Genomic DNA, 18208 nt, shown 5'->3' on the forward strand with positions numbered 1-18208 from the left:
AGGTGAGCTGTAGAGATGGAACGTTATAGACACGGCATGCAACTTCCATTATAATAGCCTTAAGTTAATAACCGTGGCGGAGATAGGGAGAACACACGAAATTGGTCGTCGTCGATCAATTCGTGTTTCTCCTTTTTTTTGAGCCAATCATAGCGTTCCGATGAGAAGTAAAGGAGGGGAAACGGTCATGAGTTTCAATCATCAAATCATTTTGCCTGCAGCTCGTAAAGTGAAGGATTTGGAAAAATTAATGAAATTATCGTATGAATATATCGTGATATTGGACACCCACATCAGTCAAATCCGATCGATCGTCGAGCTGGCGAAATCCAACGGGAAGAAGCCGCTTTTGCATGCCGATCTCATCGAGGGGCTAAAAAACGACGAATACGCGGCGGAATATTTGTGTCAGGTCGTGCAGCCGACAGGTATCATGTCCACCCGGGCAGGCGTCATCGCGAAGGCGAAGCAGAACGGGGTGCTCGCGATTCAGCGGCTGTTCCTGCTCGATACGAACGCTCTTGAGAAAAGCTATGTTATGTTCGAGAGAACGAAGCCGGATTTTATTGAAGTACTGCCGGGTGTAATCCCGCATATTATTACAGAAGTGACGGAACGGACGGGAATTCCGATCTTTGCCGGGGGCTTAATCCGTACCGTGAACGACGTGGAGCAGGCCATTCGGGCGGGTGCGTCGGCGGTTACGACATCGAACACCGAGCTGTGGAAGCATTTCGAGTTAAACGGGAGACAGGGGGAACATTGAGTGTCACAAACGTATATTCTTGCCATCGACCAAGGAACGACGAGTTCCCGGGCCATTATTTTTGATCGGGGCGGCCGAATCGTCAGTACGGCGCAGCAGGAAATCCATCAATTTTTCCCGAAGCCGGGTTGGGTGGAGCATGATGCGAGCGAGATTTGGGTGTCTGTGCTTGGCGTCATCGCAGCCTCGCTGTCCCAAGCGGGAATTTCCCCAGCGCAGATTGAAGCGATCGGGATCACGAATCAACGGGAAACCGCCGTCGTCTGGGATCGTCATACGGGCATTCCGATCTATCACGCCGTCGTATGGCAGTCCAGGCAAACAAATGATATTTGTGAAGAACTAAGGCAGCAAGGGCATGACGATTTGTTTCGCAGGAAGACAGGCTTGCTGATTGACGCTTACTTTTCCGGGACGAAAATTAAATGGCTGCTGGATAACGTTGAAGGCGCCCGGAAGAGGGCGGAGAACGGGGATTTGCTCTTCGGCACGATCGATTCTTGGCTCGTATGGAAGCTGACCGGGGGCAGGGTCCATGTGACGGATTATTCCAATGCGTCAAGGACGCTCCTTTATAACATACATGAGCTCTGCTGGGACGAAGAACTGCTGAACATTCTGGACATTCCCCGCGCGATGCTCCCGGAGGTTCGCTCCTCATCTGAGGTATACGGGCACACCGTAGAACATCATTTCTTCGGCAAGCAGATCCCTATCGCAGGTATCGCGGGCGACCAGCAGGCGGCATTGTTCGGTCAGGCGTGCTTCGACAAGGGCATGGCCAAAAACACATACGGCACCGGCTGCTTTATGCTGATGAATACGGGAAGCGAAGCCATCGATTCCCGCCATGGATTGCTTACGACGATTGCTTGGGGAATTGGCGGGCAGGTCGAATATGCGCTGGAGGGGAGCGTATTCGTGGCCGGATCGGCGCTGCAATGGCTGCGGGACGGCCTCCGGATGCTGAAGAACACGTCGGACAGCGAAGCTTACGCGACTCGAGTGACGTCCACGGAAGGCGTGTATGTCGTGCCGGCTTTCGTAGGGATGGGCACTCCTTATTGGGACAGCGACGTGCGAGGGGCCGTATTCGGACTGACTCGCGGCACCTCGAAAGAGCATTTCATTCGCGCGACGTTGGAATCCTTGGCTTACCAAAGCAAAGATGTGCTGGACTTAATGACGATGGATTCCGGCTTAAAGCTGAAGAGCTTGCGCGTTGACGGTGGCGCGGTTCGGAACGATTTCCTGATGCAATTTCAAAGCGACCTGCTGGGGACAGAGGTCGAGCGGCCTGTCGTGAATGAGACGACGGCGCTCGGGGCCGCTTATCTTGCGGGGCTTGCCGTAGGCTACTGGTCGAACAAGCAAGAAATCGTGGACGGCTGGATGCTGGACCGGTCGTTCAAGCCGGCTATGCCGGAGGACGAGAGAACGCGCCTGTACACAGGCTGGCAGAAAGCCGTTCAAGCGGCCATGGCGTTTAAGCTCTGATCGGTTTATAATAGAAGATAACAAGTTAATAGTTTGGTAGGAGATCCGGAGAACCATGAAACTTCCCGCAGCATTGACGCTGCCGGGTTGTTCATGGTTCTTTTTTTTCACAATCTTTCATAAGAGGGGTTATCATATGACACAGGGTTTTTCAGGTGCAGCTCGTCAAGGCAGACTCATGGAGATGGAAAAGGAAGTTTACGATGTGCTGATTATCGGCGGCGGAATTACGGGGGCGGGCATCGCGCTTGACGCCCGGAAGCGCGGCATGAATACCGCGTTAATCGAGATGCAGGATTTCGCGGGGGGGACATCCAGCCGTTCAACGAAGCTTGTTCATGGCGGACTGCGCTACTTGAAGCAGTTCGAGGTGAAGATGGTCGCGGAGGTAGGGAAGGAAAGGGCGGTCGTCTACGAGAACGGGCCTCATGTCACGACGCCGGAGTGGATGCTGCTGCCGTTTTATAAAGGGGGTACGTTTGGAGCGTTCTCCACATCGATCGGCCTTCGGGTATACGATTTCTTGGCGGGAGTGAAGCGCGAGGAACGGCGTAAGATGCTTAGCAAGGAAGAGACGCTCGGGAAGGAGCCGCTTCTGAGGAAGCAGGGCCTGAAGGGCGGGGGTTACTATGTGGAATATCGGACGGATGACGCGCGCCTGACGATTGAGGTCATGAAGAAGGCGGTGGAAGCGGGGGCGAACGCGGTCAATTATGTGAAAGCCGAGGAGCTGCTTTACGATGGAGGCAGGCTTGCCGGTGTAATTGCAAGAGATGCGATTAGCGGCAAGACGTATCAAATAAGGGCGCGAAAGGTCGTTAATGCGACCGGGCCCTGGGTCGATACGCTTCGCGAGCTTGACCGCTCCAAGGCGGGCAAGACGCTGAGGCTCACGAAGGGTGTCCATCTCGTGTTCGACGGAGCCCGATTCCCGCTGCGGCAGGCGATCTATTTCGATACGTCGGATGGGCGCATGGTATTTGCTATTCCTCGCGACGGCAAAACGTACTTTGGCACGACCGACACCGATTATGAGGGGGATACCGCTCATCCCCGCATGAGCGCCGAGGATCGGGACTATCTGCTGGCTGCCGGCAATCATATGTTTCCGGAGCTTAAGCTGACCGCCGATGACGTGGAATCCAGCTGGGCGGGCTTGCGCCCCCTGATCTACGAGGAGGGCAAATCGCCTTCCGAAGTGTCCCGAAGGGATGAAATATTCGTCTCGCCATCCGGTATGCTGACGATCGCCGGGGGTAAACTGACGGGATATCGGAAAATGGCCGAGACGGTAACGGATCTTCTAGCCAAGGAGCTTCAGTCGGAAGGGCGCGGGCCGTTCGCTCCGTGCTCGACTCGGACATTGCCTATTTCGGGGGGCGACGTCGGCGGATCCGGGCGGTTCCCGGCATTCGTCCGGCAGATGACGGAGCAAGGCGAACGTATGGGGCTTTCGCCTAAGATCGCGGAGCTGCTCGTCCGCCGCTACGGCTCGAACGTGTCGGCTATCTATGACCGCATACAGGCGCGTCGCGATTGGGAGATCCCGCACGGTCTGCCTGTTGAACTGTATGCGGCGCTCCTATACGGCATAGAGGAGGAAATGGTCGTCAAACCGGTCGATTTCTTCATAAGACGCACCGGGGCGATGTTTTTCGATATCGAATGGGTGAAGCGGTGGAAGAAAGGCGTCATCGGTTGTATGGCGGATTATTTAAAATATAGCGATGAGCAGCTTCAAAATGATGAGGAGGAGCTTGAGCGTGAGCTCCAATCGGCGTCTTTGCCGATTTAATAAGTGCAAAGTTGTCCCCCCTGAGCTTTATCGGCGGCTCCAAAGCTGTCCGATACGCCCAGGGGGGACGTCTGTTTGCTAGGTGATAGCTCCGATTGTGCAAGTTAATCAACGATCATCGTTTGTTTCAATAATTCCTTCAGCATCTGCGCGCCCTTCACTTTCACATGCAGGCAAGGGGAAATTTCCGTTTCGAAACGGCGCGATTTCACGGCGCTCCGGAGCTCATCCGCCGTATCGCACAGGGTGCCGAACCGGTTCAGTACACTGCCGAATTGAAGGGGCTGATGCGAGTCGCTTCCGGCCGTTACCGGCAGTTGCAGCTTCTCGGCAAGCATGCGCACGTCATTCGCGACATTAAGGCCAGCCTCGTATAAATCCTTCGCGTTCATGTCGAGACTATCCAGGCGGCTGAGCAGAGCGGGGGCATGGTGCGTAAGAGGCGTGCTCAGGCGGGTGGGATGCGCTCCGATTCGCAGCGCCGGCCACCCCTCCGTATAGTCGAGCAGCGATTCGAACGGGATGAATCTGTCCTTCTCCGTATAGTTCTCGAGGCTGCGGCGGAGATCGCGAATGTTGTCGCGGTTCGCAATGATAAGAATATGCCCCGTATCCTTCACATCAATCTCCATCCCGGAGAAAACACGCAGGCCGTCGACCTCGTAATAATCGCCCTTGTAGTCGAAGGAAGCGTCCAGCTGGTCCATCATATCGAAGAAATGGCGAGTGTTGAAATGTTCCGTAAGCGCGACGGCATGCAGGCCGTTGTCCTTCGCTTCCCTTGCCATCGATAAAAAATAGTCGAGGGAGAACTCGGTCTTCTTTGACAGCTTGCCGTGCGTATGCAAATCAATATTCATCATGATGAAGTCTCCATTCTATTCGGATTAAAAATGAATATAACTCCCCGCCCAAAATAAGCTCACTGCATATAAGAGGCTAAGGACGAGAAAGAGAAGATCCCGCCAAGTGACACGCAGATAAGCGAGCTTTAAACGTTTGGCGTCTTTGCTGACCAGTGAATAGGTAAAACCGCGAACCTCCAGCGCCTCCACCGTCGTGCGGATCCGTTTGGCCGTGTTCAAGATAAGAGGATAGAATGCGATCATGCTGAGCTTAATCATATAGAGCAGGGAGCGAAGGCGTAAAATGCCTTTCCGCTCCGGCGCCTTGCCCCGCAGCCGGTAAGAATGAATCAGATTTTGATACTCCTCGATGAGAATAGGGAGCATCCGGTATCCGTAGGAGACGCCAAAGCTGAATTGAGAGGGCATCCCTAAGCTCAGCATCGCATCGCTCAGTTTTTCAGGATCCATGCTCGAGAATACGGCGATGCTTGCGAGGGAAATAATAAGTATTTTCAAGGTCAAAACAAGCAGCGCCCAGACTCCCTCCAGACTGCCCCCGAACAAGAAGGAGGCTAGAAAGATATAGGTTACTTCGCTCAAGAGGCCGATCGCCATAATAAGGAGAACGAGCGGGCTGACTTTAGAGAAGAACGTAAATACGATCATCGGAATAAGCAAACCGGCCAATACCGCTTCATTATGGATAAACCACGGAAGAACGGCGAAGACGGAATACCAGATGATCAGAATTCTCGGATCCAGCTTGCCCAGCAGCGTAGATTGCCTGCCGAAGGCGGTTCGCATGAGCTCCAGCTTGATGTTCTCCACGCTGATTTTATCGAGAACATTCCGTTTTAAGAGTTCCATTGTACGATGCCCTCCTCTCTCTCCCCGCTGCAGTTGAAAGCGGCTGCCACTTGCGCGGCGGACATCGCCGGCGGACGGATGCCAAGCTGATGAGACAGCGTCGTCGCTTGCGGCGCGACGAGGCCGGTCATCCGAAGCAGGCCGGGCTGGCTGAACAAGCTGAGCGGATCCGTGTCCATCACAATCTCGCCGTCGTGCAGGACGATGACACGATTCGCCCACTCCGCAACGAGCTGCATGTCGTGGGTGGCGATGACGGTCAGCTTCACCCGGTCCCGGAGCTCGATTAACATACCGCTAAGCTCCCGCCGGCTTGCCGCATCCAAGCTGGCCGTAGGTTCATCCAGAAGGATGACGGCAGGCCGCATAGCCAAAGCGATCGCAAGCGTAGCCCGCCGCTGTTGTCCGCCGCTGAGCAGACGTCCGTCGCGGTGCTGGACTTCCTGAAGATGCAGTCTGTCTACAATGTCGTCGATAAAGGAAGGATCGTGCAGCAGCTTCCTCGATTTCAGAAAATATTCGATGTCCTTGCGGACCGTATCTTCGATGAACATCTCTTCCGGATTCTGATGAATATAGGCGACGTAGTCGGCCAGCTTCTCCGGGGAGGCTTGCCTAGTATCCATCCCGCAGACCGTCAGCATGCCGCTCAAAGGCTTTATTAAACCGGATATCAGCTTAAGCAGCGTAGATTTTCCGGCCCCGTTGTTGCCGACTAGGGCGACACGGTCATCTTCCCGCAGCTGCAGCTCCGCGTTTTGGATGACGGGATGGATGGTTCTTGTCACTGTTCTATAGCCATACGATACCTGCCGGAAATCTGCCAGCGTTTGAACGGCGCCAGCGTTGTCCTTCTTTAGTTGTGCGGCCGCCGCATCTTGGAGCGCTTCCGGACGGAGCGGGAACTGACGGAAGTATGCTTCGGCTTCTTCCAGCGTCACGGGATAATCCCGTTTATTCGGATCCAACAGATAAGCGCTCATCGTGACCTGCGGGGGCAAAATATTGAGCTCGGCAAGCTCCTGTACAGAGGATAAAGCCTCTTTGACCGGCTTTGTCCAGCGGATCGTCCCTTGATCCATAAGCACGACTTTGCTGCAGTATTCGGCTATAAATTCGGTATGATGCTCGATGACGATAATCGTCTTGCCGTATTGCTCGTTCAACACTTTCAGTTTGTCATAGATAAGCCGGGCATGGTGTGGATCGAGCTGGGCGACCGGCTCATCTATGATGAGAATATCGGGGTCCAAGGATAAGACGCCGGCCAGCGCGGTCAAGTGCTTCTGGCCCCCGCTGAGCTGCCAGATCCACCGGTCTCTCAAATGCTGAAGTCCCAGCATGGCAAGGGCGCGTTCTCCCCGGCTTTTATAATCCTCGTATCCGAAATTAAGCGGAGCGAAGATGGCCTCGTCATAGACGGTTGGGCGGACAAGCTGGTTCTCGAAATCCTGGAAGACGTAAGCGACTTTGCGGGAGAGCGTAGACACGCTCTCATTGGCGGCCGTAAGTCCGGCAATTTCGATATGGCCGGTTAAGTCACCCACATAGTAATGCGGGATCAATCCGTTCAAGCATTTGCATAAGGTTGACTTGCCGCTGCCGTTCGTGCCGGCAATGGCGACAAACTCGCCGGGCTCCACGGTTAAAGAGATGCCGCGAAGAGAGTCGGCTTCCGCGCCGGGATAGCGAAAGCCGACCTGCCGCAATTCCAGAATAGGAGCCGCATGGCTCGGCTTTGCCATGTTGTGCCGAAGCTCCTCGATCATGACTTCACTTCCTCAAGGCTTGCGGCGTTTCGGCGTCTGGAGCGTACCGCCGCAAATAGCGTGATCACAAGAACAATCGTTGCCGCGCCGATGCTTACCCAAATAAATCCGTTCCCGTATTGCTCCAGAAATTCCGGCTCCCATACCGCAAAGTTAATATCGGATTCCGCCAAAAATTCAGCTGCTGCCGCGATAAATATCGATACGATGGCAAGAATGAGAAGCCGGGGCTTCAAAATATCGCCCAGTGTGACAGGGATGCGGCCATCTCTCGGTTTCATGCCGAGAAGCGGCTCGATTTTGCCATACAGACGCGGAACCAGGTACCAAGTCGGCAGCAGGGAGAAGAGGATGCCCGTAATGATCATTGCATTTAAAAAGCCGATGCCTTCAATCAGCAGCATGCTTTCCGGAATGCCCGGCAATGTCTCCAGATCCTCAATGCCGAACCATACCTTCCCCATATCGACAATCGCGCCGAGCAGCTGGTCGATGCCGACGGCTACAAATGAAGCGACCGCCAATTGTCTGCGGTTTTTGGGATCTCTAACAAGCAGACCGGCTATGTACATCGCAAGGGTGAATTCAATGAATTTCTCCAGCTCGCCTAGCCCTCCGAATTGGCCGAGCAGCAATTCTCCGAAAATAACTTCGCCGAAGGATGCGCCAATAGCCGCATAGAGAGGATGGAACAGAATGCATAGCGTCAGCGGAATAAAGGCGAAGTATTCCACCTTAAGCTCGATGGGTCCAAGCTGGATGGACGGGATCAGCTCCGTGAACATGTTGGAAATGCCATACAGGGCCATCGATAGAATAAATACCATCAGCTTCTGGGATTGCGTCAACTCGTAACGATTTTTTAGCAAAGAACGCATTCAAACTTCCCTCCTTGGTTAGTGCTTCGCTACCAATATAAGAGAGAACTGTTAACGGATAATCAAAATCATATATGGTATTTGTAAATAAAATTTCAAAATAAAAAAATGAAATATAATTTTCATCGTCTTTCATCCTATGCTATACTCTGGTGGAAAGCTACATCGGGCCAAGGGAGAGTGCAAATAGTGGCGGACTTTCAATTCCGTGTCGAGCTGGATACCTTATCGAAAAGCCATCAGGCGATCGCCAATTATGTGATCGGCTCGCTGCAGCAAATACCGTATTGCACGGATGAAGATATTGCTCGCCAAGCCGGGGTGAGTACGGCTACGGTGTCGCGGTTCTGGCGGGCTGTCGGTTATGCCAATCTGAAAGCATTTAAGCTTGAGCTGCTGCAGGCCGGCCTATCGACGCCGGCGCGTAAGATGAAGCAGATTCTCCATAAGGTTGAGCATGATGAAGCCGACATACTGGGAGAAATGATAGGGGTCGCGTCTTCGAACCTGTCCGGGACGGGCAAGAGAGTCGACCGCCGGCAGTTCGATCTAGCAATCGAAACGATTCACCGCGCGAGGAAGCTGTACCTCTATGGGGGAGGTCCTTCCGCCAGTGTTGCTGAACTGATGGCCTACCGGTTAAGCCGAATCGGCGTTGATGTCATCAGAATGGCGGTGTCCGGCAGGGAGCTGCTCGAGACGATGGTGCATGCCGGAAGCGGCGATGTCCTCTTCTTATTCGGGTTCGTCAAAAGAACGCCTGAGCTGACCGTTCTCCTGCAGCATGCAAAGGAAGCGGGATGCGTAACGGTACTCGTTACCGACTTGCTTGTGTCGGATATGCTCGCGCAAAGTGACTGCAAGCTGCAGATCGATCGAGGAGAATGGGATGGCTTTCATTCCATGACGGCGCCGATTGCACTCACGGAAGCACTAGTTGTCGGCGTTACGAAGCTGCGGGGCCGGGAAGCGATGGAGAAGCTGGAGCGTCTTCATGCGCTGCGCAAGCGTTACGCCTCGCATCTGCCTAAATAAAAGGAAAGCCCGCCTATTCTCTAAACGAGAAGCAGCGGGCTTTCGCTTTTACTTTATAAACCGAATGGTGAGCGGATAGCGGTAGATCTTGCCTTCGTTTGCCTTGACCGACGCCATAATCGTAAAGATCAGCCAGACGATGAGAACTGCGAACAGCAGCAGGATTCCGATAAAGATTAAGCAAAGAATTCCCGCGACAATGCTGTAGATGACGATGCTGATATTGAAGTTGAGGGCTTCCTTGCCTTGGTCGTTCACGAACGGCGATTGATCTTTCTTAATAAGCCAGATTACTAGCGGGCCAATGATCATGCCAAGCGGAATGATAAAGCCGCTTAACGCGAGCAGATGGCAGAGCATGCCCATCGTTCTCTCTTCGTTTGAAACCGGATAAAAGGGTTGATTCAAGGGGTTAACCTCCTATAATCGACGAGGCGAACTCGTCATGTGATTATGCGCTGTAGCATTATATGCATCTTGCCGTCCTGCGTAGTACAACATGCTGACCGAGAAAAAAATGTCATAAATGCTCAAAATCTGTATACGCAGCGCTATTCCTATAGTAGCAGAAATTTTTTGCGATGCAATCATTTTGATGAAATGTTATAGAGTGGCAGGCCAAGTTCAATAGAGGTGTGGACGGCACGGGCTTTTTGACATTCCAGTATCTACATGGTATGGTAAGTGAAACTAGGCATTCCGTCTACCAGGCGGGGTGCCTCGGTCTATTTATAGGGGTTTTTTACATTAAAAGTAATCGCATTTAGGAGTCTGTATAGGAGGTGATGGGGGTTGGCTGAGGTTTCGTACTAACGGTTGGTTGGCGTGAGGGCGGAACAATGGGATAAAAAGCTTCTGTAAGCGGAAGCGAGGTGAAACACGGTGAAGAAGGTGGATGATCCCGACAGAAAATACTACTTATTTTTCTTGTACCTCTCTGGTATTGGAACTGCTGTTATTATCCTCGGCGCAATCGGATTGACGATTTATTACGCGATGGGATGGGGGTGACGGCATGAAAACGAGCGATCGGCTGGAAGAGAAAGTGTGGAAATGTCTAGGCGCATTTTGTTATGAATGGCTGCAGCCAGCCGGCAACGAGAAGATGAAGCCGCGATGTCCAAGATGCAAGAAACCGATGGTCTTAATGGGAAAAATGCAGAAAAAGCATCATCGGCCGAAGTTTCTATGACTCACGGGGAAAGACACTTCGTTAAATGTCTGAAAATTCCAAAAAGTATAGAAATAGAAAGGATTGTTGAGCATGGAAGAACAAAATGATCCGGGCTTTAAGCGCCAGGGGCGGGAGTACGCAGGACATATCTACGACGAACCATAGTTACGAAAACCGCATAGTGAGGTGATAGTCTTATGGAGTATTTGGTCCTTGAGGTCGGCACCGCTTTGCTGTTAGTTGCTCTCGCATCGCTGCTGGCGGGGAAGCTGAAGCTCTCTATTGTGCCTTTTTTATTAATACTCGGTATGCTAGTCGGCCCCCACGCGCCTGTAATCGGCGTATTTGATTTTACCTTTATTCAGAGTCAGCCTGTCATTTCGTTTCTCGGAAGAATCGGCGTGCTGTTTCTACTGTTCTACATTGGGCTCGAGTTTTCGGTCTCCAAACTCATGAAATCAGGCCGAAGCATCGTGTTCGGGGGCTCCGTCTATGTGGCGCTCAATTTTGTCATTGGGCTCGCGTACGGTTTCTTGGTCAATTTCCCGCTCTACGAGACCTTAATTATTGCCGGCATGCTGTCCGTCTCTTCTACCGCGATTGTAGCTAAGGTGCTGGTGGACTTGAAACGGACCGGAAATTCGGAGACGGAACTAATATTAGGCATGATCTTGTTCGACGATCTGTTCCTTGCCGTCTTTCTGTCCATCATGTCGGGCTTGCTTCTCGGAGGGGCTACGTCGATAGGCGGCGTATTCCTATCTGTTGCCATTTCGATGGGGTATATGTTAATATTTTTTGTCATCGCTCGAAAAGGACCGCCTTTGTTGAATAAAATATTGAACATTACCTCGAATGAAATATTTATCATTGTCGTCTTCTCGCTGCTTCTCTTCATCTCCGGCTTGTCGGAGAAGCTGCATGTGGCGGAAGCGATCGGCGCGCTGCTATTTGGTCTGGCGCTTTCGGAGACGGAACACAGCAAGAGGATTGAGCAGCTCGTCATTCCGTTCCGCGATTTTTTCGGCGCGGTGTTCTTCTTTAGCTTCGGTCTGAGCATAGATCCGACGACATTAGGCGAAGCGGCCTGGATTGCCGTTGGAGCGGTGCTTCTTACTATAATAGGCAATATAATGGCGGGGATGATTGCAGGTCGCAACGCGGGCCTGTCGTATAAGGCTTCAACCAATATCGGCCTGACCGTTATGGCTCGAGGGGAATTTACGATTATTGTCGCGAATTTAGGTTTATCCGCGGGCCTAATGCCTTTACTGAAGCCGTTCTCCGCCCTGTATGTATTGGTGCTGGCGATTGTGGGGCCTTTGTTGGCCAAGGAATCCAAGCCTATTTACAAGGGTCTAAATAAAGTGTTCAAATGGCATAAGGACAAAGAGACGGTATCCGTCGAAAAAGGGGTATAAATTGTTATTGGAGGTCAAGCAATGGGAACGATAAGGGAATGTGATCTTCCCGGTATCGGGAGGAAATATCAGATCGAAACATCATGCGGCGATCAAATGGTGATCATCATCCATAATGATGGCAGACGGGAGATTTACCATTTTGAAGATGGCGAGCAAGAAGAGTGCATCTCTCAAGTGACGCTGGAAGACGAGGAGGCGAGGCAGATCGCTTCCATCATCGGCGGGATGACCTACAAGCCGAAGGCGTTGGAGACGATAGAGGTGACGCTGCAGCAGCTGATTATCGATTGGTTCAGGGTAGAACCTTCCTTCAAGTGCTTAAACAAAACGATCGCGGAGCTTGAGGTCCGGCAGCGAACGGGGGCCACGATCCTTGCGATTGTAGGGAAGAAGGAGCAGCGAATAAATCCTGGGCCGAACGAGCCGATTACCGCCGACACAACGATTGTTGTGGCAGGCGAAAGAGAGCAGATTACAAGATTTAAGGAGCTGCTGCTGAACGGCTAATGCATATCGCTTTGAAGCGCCAGAAGAGCATCCGTTGTCGGGGGACAGCGGATGCTCTTCTATTGAGGCTTGGCAGCTTCGTATATCCGAACGCTTAGACCTTTGCCTTCTTCGGCCAAATGCTGAAGCTGAAGCTGTACAGGAAGTCGATTGCGACGATAATGGACCAGAGCCGCAGCATGGCGAGCAGACTTTCGGTGCGGGAAGCGTCATCGACGTACCAGATCATACCGAGCAGAACGAGGCCTCCGATCAGCCAGGCCAGCAAATGGTACAGCCACATGCGCCGCTCGTAGCTTGCGTGCTCGGCGCCATACTTCGGCTTTGGCGCCGGAGCGGGGCCGCCGGCGAACCGGTGAGCGAAGCGGACATCGGCCCACTTTATCATCTTGTGGCCGTACGCGATGGATACTCCGATATAGATAGCGGAGATGCCGTGTATGGTTGTGGCAATTGCGCCTCCCCGAAGGTCGATAACTGTCGCGATAATGAGCACCAGATCAACGACCGGAGTCAGCAGCAGTAGAATCGCGCCCAGCGTTTTCATTCGCAGAAGGTAACGGCAGGCGAGGCCCGCCAGCACGAGAATCCAGAACCCGATTTCGCAGCCAATAATAAATGCGGTAACCATAAGAGAAGACACTCCTTTTTTGATACAACTGTACTATAAAACGTAAACCTATTTTCGCACAAGTGTATTAAAAAAGCAAATCATGTTATACTAAAGACATGCCTAAAATTGTAGATCATGAAGAGCGACGGGAGCAGCTGGCGGAAGCGGCTTGGCGCGTCATACGCCGGGACGGAGTGGAGGGCGTATCCGTGCGCAGCGTCGCAGACGAGGCCGGGATGTCGCTCGGCTCGCTGCGGCACTATTTCACGACGCAGTCCGAGCTGCTGGAGTTTTCGATGCGGCTGGTTTCGGAGCGGGTCAATCAAAGAATTCAAAACATAAGGTACAGCGGCAATCCTCGGCAGGATGTCGAGGCAATTGTCGGGGAGCTGGTGCCGCTCGACGAAGAGCGGCTAGCGGAATGCGAGGTATGGCTCGCATTCGTCGGCAGCGCTTTGGCTCATCCGAAGCTTCGCGAGCTTAGTGAAGAGGTGCACGATTCTTTGTATCAGGGATTCCGAAGGATCGTGGACCCGCTTATTCAGCATGGGCTGGCGAAACCGGATATTGACGCCCATTTGGAAGCGATGCGTTTCCATGCCATGGTGGACGGGCTGGTTGTGCATGGCGTGATCCGCAAGCAGCTCGTGACGCCCGAGGAAATTCGCCGTGTCGTCAATTATCATTTGGACCGGATTCTCCTATAATTGCGGCCATGGCGAACGGAGCTTGAAGTGGAAAACAGCGGCCTTTTTCGTCCCGAAGGATGAGAAGGCCGCTGTTTTGGCAAGCTGCTAGATTAACGGATAAACGTATTCGCCACCCGCTCGGATTTCCTGAAGTACGGAATCCAGATGGCGCAGGTGATAGCGGATCGGATAATGTCGGAATAGGTGCTGGTGTCACCGCCGAGAATGCCTGTCGCGTTATCGATGACTTGAAGCAGCGCGGAGTCTGCGATCGTCAAGATCAGATTGCTGGCATAAAGCCAGATAAAGAATCGAGGAACAAACGATTTTTTCATATAGAAGCAGACGAGCAGCACGGCTGCGGACAGCAGCAGCAGGACGCCGTACGCGGCTTCGAATAGCAGGAGCGGCCCCCATAAAGGATGATAGTACTCCGAGCCCGGCGTGGTAAATATGTCCCGCACATCGGGCTGGAAGGATGGAATGAAGGTTGTAAAGATCGAAGTAAAGCCGCCGATAATAGTGACGTACAGCCCGATTTGCACCAGGATCAGCCAGCCGCCTAAGCCGGAGACGCCGAGGGGCGCCAGCGCTTGATTTCTCTCTTCCTGAATCGTCGGTTCCAGAACGAAACACTCCTTTAGAATTGCCTCTTCCATTTATTTGATAAATGGCGCAATTCCCTCAAATATACCATCAAACAACAACTGTGTATAGATTTTTGGCTGGGCGGTCCTTATACCTTTTCTGCCCTATGGAACGGAAAGGTCCTCGCGTCCCGGGCCAATTCTCCAGGACCTTTGCCCTGCCGTTAGCCGAAACGTTTGAAAGATGGTGTTCGAAATGTGACGGCATAAGAAAAGCCGAGGGGGCTCCCTGCGGCTTGTTTATTTCTCGCAAGCGATCCCGTCTTTATCGCGGTCGCTCTTCTTATTCGCTTCGTACAGTTCTTTCGAGACGTGAGGCTTGTGCTTCGTCTTGCCGCCCTTGTTTTTGACCTTGGCGTCCTTGGCCACGCCGCCGGGATAGTCCTTGTTCAAGGCGGTACAGTTCTTGTACGTCTTCGCCTTCTCCGCCGCGCTCGCCGAAAGGGAGCCGCCAAATACGAGCGATACCACAAGCAGTAACATAAGTGCCTTTTTCATTTTCCCTTCATCCTCCCAAGAGACCGTGTTCCCATTAATGCCCTAACGATTTTTCGTCCACCCTGCGGATCGACTTGCATAGCAAAAACCCTCCCGCACGAGAAATCTTGGAGGAGGGTTGTCATTGTCATTCAGGCAAACGGGACAAGGCTTATTATGAATGGCGCGCCACGGCGGGATTCGAACCCGCGACGCACAGTTTAGGAAACTGTCGCTCTATCCTGCTGAGCTACGGGCGCGCAACACTCCATATTTTATCATGGGGATTTAAGGGGTGCAAGCATCGTTCCGCCTTGGGTTGCAGGCAAAGACGGCGTAAAAGAAACGGGTAGAATTTAAAAAACTGTCGAGTGCTGGGACTTTATGTATTATAATGGAACTCGGTGTAGAGACATAGGCTATATTTCCTAGTTCTCTATTCCTTGTAATGCTAGTTTTATATTTCCGACAGGAGGGACGCATGAACGCGATGATGGGAAGAGCGAGAAGAAGATGGTTAAGCATGTTTTTAGCAGTGGCCCTGTTATTATCTGTTAGTCATGTTGTTAGCGCAGCAGCGAATAATGAAAGCGATGTGACAGGCCACTGGGCGGAAGAGGATCTGAACAAATGGATTGAGGCGGGTCTATTAAAAGGCTACGAAGAGGGATTCTATCAACCGGAGAAAGTGATTACGAGAGCTGAATTTGTTGCACTTATTAATAGAGCATTTGCTTTCTCCGAGAAGTCGGATGACGCGAAGTTTAGCGATGTTGATAGCGCGAAGTGGTACTTTGAGCCAATCGCAGTCGCTGTCAATGAAGGCTATATTAACGGCTTTCCAAATGGCAAGTTTCGTCCTGAGCAAGCGGTGACCCGGGAGCAGTCCGCCATTATGGTGAGCAAATTGCTGCGTCTGGAAGGAACAGCTGCTGAAGAAGCGGACAAGTTCACGGATGCTTCGGCATTCACCGCAGAAGGAAAGGCATCGATCGCTGCATTAGCAGAGAAAGAGCTTTTGAAGGGACTGCCGGATGGCTCGTTCGCTCCCGATAAACCGCTCACTAGAGCGCAAGCCGTCACATTATTGGAGGATGCGCTGCAATTTACGCAACAAACATCGGTATTTGATAAGCCGGGTGAGTATGGTCCGGCATCGGGTAAGGAGATCATTTACGGGAACGTTGTAGTTAGCGCTTCCGGCGTAACGCTTCAAAATGTCGTCATTACAGGGAATCTTACTGTATCGGAAGAAGTAGGAGAAGGCGAAGCTTTCTTTAAGGGTCTGACCGTGGAAGGCGACGTATTCGTGGAAGGCGGCGGACCGAACTCCGTTCATTTCGAGGATTCCGTGCTTGTGCGGATTACGGTCGACAAAAATGACGGTTCGGTACGTGTTGTAGTCGCTGGAGAAACCTCGATTCGATACATAAAGGTTAACTCACCAGTGAAGATCGAGGAATCCATTGCGAGCGATACGCGAATCGCCCAAGTGGACTTATCGCCGGCGTTGCCGGAGGGCTCTCAAGTGGAGCTTTTAGGACATTTTGAGTCGGTTAACGTCATGTCTTCTAATGTAAAAGTAAAAATCCCTAAGGGCTCGGTTGAATCTCTGAACGTTGCAGAAGGCGCGGCAGACAATCAAATTACGGTTGATAAGGAAGCGACAATCTTGAAGCTTGTTCTGGATACCGTTACGAAGCTGCTCGGGGAAGGCAAGGTTGCAGATGCGGTTGTGAATAAAGGCGCGGAAGGCTCGAGCTTCGAGACGAAGCCCGTGAGCGTCGACGGTGAAGGTGCTCCGGCTCCAGCGCCGGCACCAGCACCAGCGCCACCGGTAGTCGTTAACCCTAATCCGACACCTTCGCCATCGCCGGATCCGGAGACGCCAACAGACCCAGAGACGCCGCAAAATCCATGTACTAGTGATGAATGTAAGATAGCCGAACTTACAAGCCTTCAGATTGGTAATTTTGAGTTATATCATTTGAACGCAAATGATATTCTTACAGGCGATAGAGGGTTTGAACCTGATGCATTTAAGTATTCGGCAGCAAATACACTTGATAGTCCACAGACTATTCCTTTGTCCGTTACAAGCACTGATCATTCTACGGTTACCTTAGGGATATCCATAACCGAAGGGAAGGATAACACTTCTCAATTCGTTGTTCTAGAGCAGAATGAATATAATCTTGAGCTTAAACCAGATCAAGATGTCAGGTTGGACATTACGGTTACAAGCGGTGACGAATTAAGCAGGAAGCACTATAGTGTGATCATCTATCGTGACAGGTCCATCCAGGATTCATTTAAAATAACGACCAACTACAACTTTGGCGGATCCACACAAGAGTGGAGCACTTCCTATACTTTAAATGCGGGCTTTATTAATGGCGGTCGGTTGAGCGATTCTGACCAAGTTAATCTATATACGAGCTCTGCGAAGGAACAGCTTATAAGCTCTGGAGATGGCTGGGGCGTCTACATCCCTAACAGCTTCTTTGCAACGACACCAAACAGCTTCTACATTGAAGTGATTAGAAACAACGAAATTATCGCTCAAGGGGACTATCAATTTGATCTCACTCCAATTAATCTCATTCCAGAAGATGTTGGTATAGAAGTTATCCCCGCTACAAAGCAGGAGTTAATTGATCTCGTGCATGAATTGCCGTTTTTGTCGGAGCCGTTAAGAAGCGCCACGAAAACGTACATTGATTTTGATAAGTTGTATCAGGAACTGCCCAACGTAAAATATTACATGAGTAGTGTGGAATGGCTATATGCGCCTCGTTCTGTTCCGCGTCCAGCATTTACTCTGGAGGATATAAAAACGGGTGTCGTGCCTGAGGGGATTTCCGCTCCTATTTTAAGTTCTATTAATGAATTCCATCATTCTTCCGGAAGAATAGAAATGGGAGGATCCTACTCCTACCAGAATGATTCGGGACCTAAAACGGTAAATGATCAAATCGTTTACTATATATTCTTTGATGAAAACTACGAGGTTATAGGTTATGTGTTCGTACCTGTCACATTTGATGCAGAGCATGTAGCGGATGGCTATGTACCAGGGAACACATGGCAGCCTGAAAGTCCTTAGTTCTTTATATAAAGGCCGATCCGAGCTTTTTTGCTCAGGTCGGTCTTTATGCTTAACTTAGCCCGCAAAAGTCGACAACCGCACCGCATAAAGGTATCATGTATAGAGTGCGATTG

17 protein-coding genes and 1 tRNA gene are annotated in these 18208 nt (G+C 51.7%); 9 read left to right on the forward strand and 9 right to left on the reverse strand.

Annotated features, from left to right (window positions below):
- Positions 1-187: 187 nt before the first annotated feature.
- The 3 genes from D3P08_RS17780 (at position 188) to D3P08_RS17790 (ending at position 4058) form a co-directional block, all read left to right on the forward strand.
- Positions 188-766, forward strand: a complete 579-nt coding sequence (locus D3P08_RS17780; RefSeq protein ID WP_119601065.1) for a glycerol-3-phosphate responsive antiterminator — start codon at positions 188-190, stop codon at positions 764-766.
- On the forward strand, positions 767-2263 hold the full coding sequence (glpK, locus tag D3P08_RS17785; RefSeq protein ID WP_119601066.1) for a glycerol kinase GlpK: 1497 nt from the start codon (positions 767-769) through the stop codon (positions 2261-2263).
- Positions 2264-2399: 136 nt separating this feature from the next.
- Entirely contained in the window at positions 2400-4058 is a 1659-nt protein-coding gene (locus D3P08_RS17790) for a glycerol-3-phosphate dehydrogenase/oxidase (protein ID WP_119601067.1), read from the forward strand.
- A gap of 104 nt (positions 4059-4162) precedes the next feature.
- On the opposite strand, the gene D3P08_RS17795 is transcribed toward D3P08_RS17790, so the two are convergent.
- From D3P08_RS17795 to D3P08_RS17810, 4 genes are read right to left on the reverse strand one after another with little or no spacing between them, the layout of a single operon-like run.
- Entirely contained in the window at positions 4163-4921 is a 759-nt protein-coding gene (locus tag D3P08_RS17795) for a PHP domain-containing protein (protein WP_240647630.1), read from the reverse strand.
- Positions 4922-4945: 24 nt separating this feature from the next.
- Positions 4946-5773, reverse strand: a complete 828-nt coding sequence (locus D3P08_RS17800) for an energy-coupling factor transporter transmembrane component T family protein (protein WP_119601068.1) — start codon at positions 5771-5773, stop codon at positions 4946-4948.
- Positions 5761-7542: an ABC transporter ATP-binding protein gene (locus D3P08_RS17805; protein ID WP_240647631.1), complete on the reverse strand. Its 1782-nt coding sequence runs from the start codon at positions 7540-7542 to the stop codon at positions 5761-5763. The genes D3P08_RS17800 and D3P08_RS17805 overlap by 13 nt, the downstream gene beginning before the upstream one ends.
- The gene (locus D3P08_RS17810; protein ID WP_119601069.1) at positions 7539-8420 is read right to left on the reverse strand and encodes a DUF8171 family membrane protein; all 882 of its coding nucleotides are present in this window, start codon (positions 8418-8420) and stop codon (positions 7539-7541) included. Before D3P08_RS17810 ends, D3P08_RS17805 begins: the two co-directional genes overlap by 4 nt.
- Positions 8421-8609: 189 nt before the next feature.
- On the opposite strand from D3P08_RS17810, the gene D3P08_RS17815 reads away from it, so the two are divergent.
- Positions 8610-9455: a MurR/RpiR family transcriptional regulator gene (locus D3P08_RS17815; RefSeq protein WP_162848521.1), complete on the forward strand. Its 846-nt coding sequence runs from the start codon at positions 8610-8612 to the stop codon at positions 9453-9455.
- Positions 9456-9503: 48 nt separating this feature from the next.
- On the opposite strand, the gene D3P08_RS17820 is transcribed toward D3P08_RS17815, so the two are convergent.
- Entirely contained in the window at positions 9504-9863 is a 360-nt protein-coding gene (locus D3P08_RS17820; RefSeq protein WP_240647632.1) for a DUF4870 domain-containing protein, read from the reverse strand.
- Between the two features lie 669 nt (positions 9864-10532).
- Between D3P08_RS17820 and D3P08_RS27105 the strand changes: the two genes are divergently transcribed.
- The 3 genes from D3P08_RS27105 to D3P08_RS17830 all read left to right on the forward strand — a co-directional run bounded on the left by D3P08_RS27105 (position 10533) and on the right by D3P08_RS17830 (position 12560).
- A complete protein-coding gene (locus tag D3P08_RS27105; RefSeq protein WP_147381824.1) occupies positions 10533-10736 on the forward strand; it encodes a hypothetical protein in 204 nt (67 codons plus the stop codon).
- Between the two features lie 90 nt (positions 10737-10826).
- Positions 10827-12050, forward strand: coding sequence for a cation:proton antiporter (locus D3P08_RS17825; RefSeq protein WP_119601071.1), 1224 nt, complete (start codon positions 10827-10829; stop codon positions 12048-12050).
- Positions 12051-12071: 21 nt separating this feature from the next.
- Positions 12072-12560 carry a cation:proton antiporter regulatory subunit gene (locus D3P08_RS17830; RefSeq protein ID WP_119601072.1) on the forward strand — a complete coding sequence of 163 codons (489 nt, stop codon included), beginning with the start codon at positions 12072-12074 and terminating at the stop codon, positions 12558-12560.
- A 94-nt stretch (positions 12561-12654) separates the two neighbouring features.
- Here D3P08_RS17830 and D3P08_RS17835 read toward each other — a convergent pair whose 3' ends face one another.
- On the reverse strand, positions 12655-13191 hold the full coding sequence (locus tag D3P08_RS17835; protein ID WP_119601073.1) for a hypothetical protein: 537 nt from the start codon (positions 13189-13191) through the stop codon (positions 12655-12657).
- A 98-nt stretch (positions 13192-13289) separates the two neighbouring features.
- Between D3P08_RS17835 and D3P08_RS17840 the strand changes: the two genes are divergently transcribed.
- A complete protein-coding gene (locus D3P08_RS17840) occupies positions 13290-13880 on the forward strand; it encodes a TetR/AcrR family transcriptional regulator (RefSeq protein WP_119601074.1) in 591 nt (196 codons plus the stop codon).
- A 92-nt stretch (positions 13881-13972) separates the two neighbouring features.
- Here the strand turns inward: D3P08_RS17840 and D3P08_RS17845 are convergent, their stop codons facing one another.
- The 3 genes from D3P08_RS17845 to D3P08_RS17855 all read right to left on the reverse strand — a co-directional run bounded on the left by D3P08_RS17845 (position 13973) and on the right by D3P08_RS17855 (position 15246).
- Positions 13973-14521 carry a DUF2569 domain-containing protein gene (locus tag D3P08_RS17845; RefSeq protein ID WP_119601075.1) on the reverse strand — a complete coding sequence of 183 codons (549 nt, stop codon included), beginning with the start codon at positions 14519-14521 and terminating at the stop codon, positions 13973-13975.
- A gap of 228 nt (positions 14522-14749) precedes the next feature.
- Entirely contained in the window at positions 14750-15007 is a 258-nt protein-coding gene (locus D3P08_RS17850) for an excalibur calcium-binding domain-containing protein (protein WP_119601076.1), read from the reverse strand.
- Between the two features lie 161 nt (positions 15008-15168).
- A tRNA-Arg gene (locus D3P08_RS17855) sits at positions 15169-15246 on the reverse strand.
- 221 nt (positions 15247-15467) lie between these two features.
- Here D3P08_RS17855 and D3P08_RS27910 point away from each other — a divergent pair.
- On the forward strand, positions 15468-18092 hold the full coding sequence (locus D3P08_RS27910; RefSeq protein ID WP_162848522.1) for an S-layer homology domain-containing protein: 2625 nt from the start codon (positions 15468-15470) through the stop codon (positions 18090-18092).
- Positions 18093-18208 lie beyond the last annotated feature (116 nt).

Origin of the sequence: Paenibacillus nanensis (assembly GCF_003583765.1) — a bacterium.
GTDB lineage: Bacteria > Bacillota > Bacilli > Paenibacillales > Paenibacillaceae > Pristimantibacillus > Pristimantibacillus nanensis.

What these genes read in the sequence shown, in the direction of transcription:
- D3P08_RS17780 (WP_119601065.1), top strand. Translation starts at nt 188, where the DNA reads ATGAGTTTCAATCATCAAATCATTTTGCCTGCAGCTCGTAAAGTGAAG.
- D3P08_RS17790 (WP_119601067.1), top strand. Translation starts at nt 2,400, where the DNA reads ATGACACAGGGTTTTTCAGGTGCAGCTCGTCAAGGCAGACTCATGGAG.
- D3P08_RS17795 (WP_240647630.1), bottom strand. Translation starts at nt 4,921, where the DNA reads ATGATGAATATTGATTTGCATACGCACGGCAAGCTGTCAAAGAAGACC.
- D3P08_RS17800 (WP_119601068.1), bottom strand. Translation starts at nt 5,773, where the DNA reads ATGGAACTCTTAAAACGGAATGTTCTCGATAAAATCAGCGTGGAGAAC.
- D3P08_RS17805 (WP_240647631.1), bottom strand. Translation starts at nt 7,542, where the DNA reads ATGATCGAGGAGCTTCGGCACAACATGGCAAAGCCGAGCCATGCGGCT.
- D3P08_RS17810 (WP_119601069.1), bottom strand. Translation starts at nt 8,420, where the DNA reads ATGCGTTCTTTGCTAAAAAATCGTTACGAGTTGACGCAATCCCAGAAG.
- D3P08_RS27105 (WP_147381824.1), top strand. Translation starts at nt 10,533, where the DNA reads ATGGCTGCAGCCAGCCGGCAACGAGAAGATGAAGCCGCGATGTCCAAG.
- D3P08_RS17825 (WP_119601071.1), top strand. Translation starts at nt 10,827, where the DNA reads ATGGAGTATTTGGTCCTTGAGGTCGGCACCGCTTTGCTGTTAGTTGCT.
- D3P08_RS17830 (WP_119601072.1), top strand. Translation starts at nt 12,072, where the DNA reads ATGGGAACGATAAGGGAATGTGATCTTCCCGGTATCGGGAGGAAATAT.
- D3P08_RS17835 (WP_119601073.1), bottom strand. Translation starts at nt 13,191, where the DNA reads ATGGTTACCGCATTTATTATTGGCTGCGAAATCGGGTTCTGGATTCTC.
- D3P08_RS17840 (WP_119601074.1), top strand. Translation starts at nt 13,290, where the DNA reads ATGCCTAAAATTGTAGATCATGAAGAGCGACGGGAGCAGCTGGCGGAA.
- D3P08_RS17845 (WP_119601075.1), bottom strand. Translation starts at nt 14,521, where the DNA reads ATGGAAGAGGCAATTCTAAAGGAGTGTTTCGTTCTGGAACCGACGATT.
- D3P08_RS17850 (WP_119601076.1), bottom strand. Translation starts at nt 15,007, where the DNA reads ATGAAAAAGGCACTTATGTTACTGCTTGTGGTATCGCTCGTATTTGGC.
- D3P08_RS27910 (WP_162848522.1), top strand. Translation starts at nt 15,468, where the DNA reads ATGAACGCGATGATGGGAAGAGCGAGAAGAAGATGGTTAAGCATGTTT.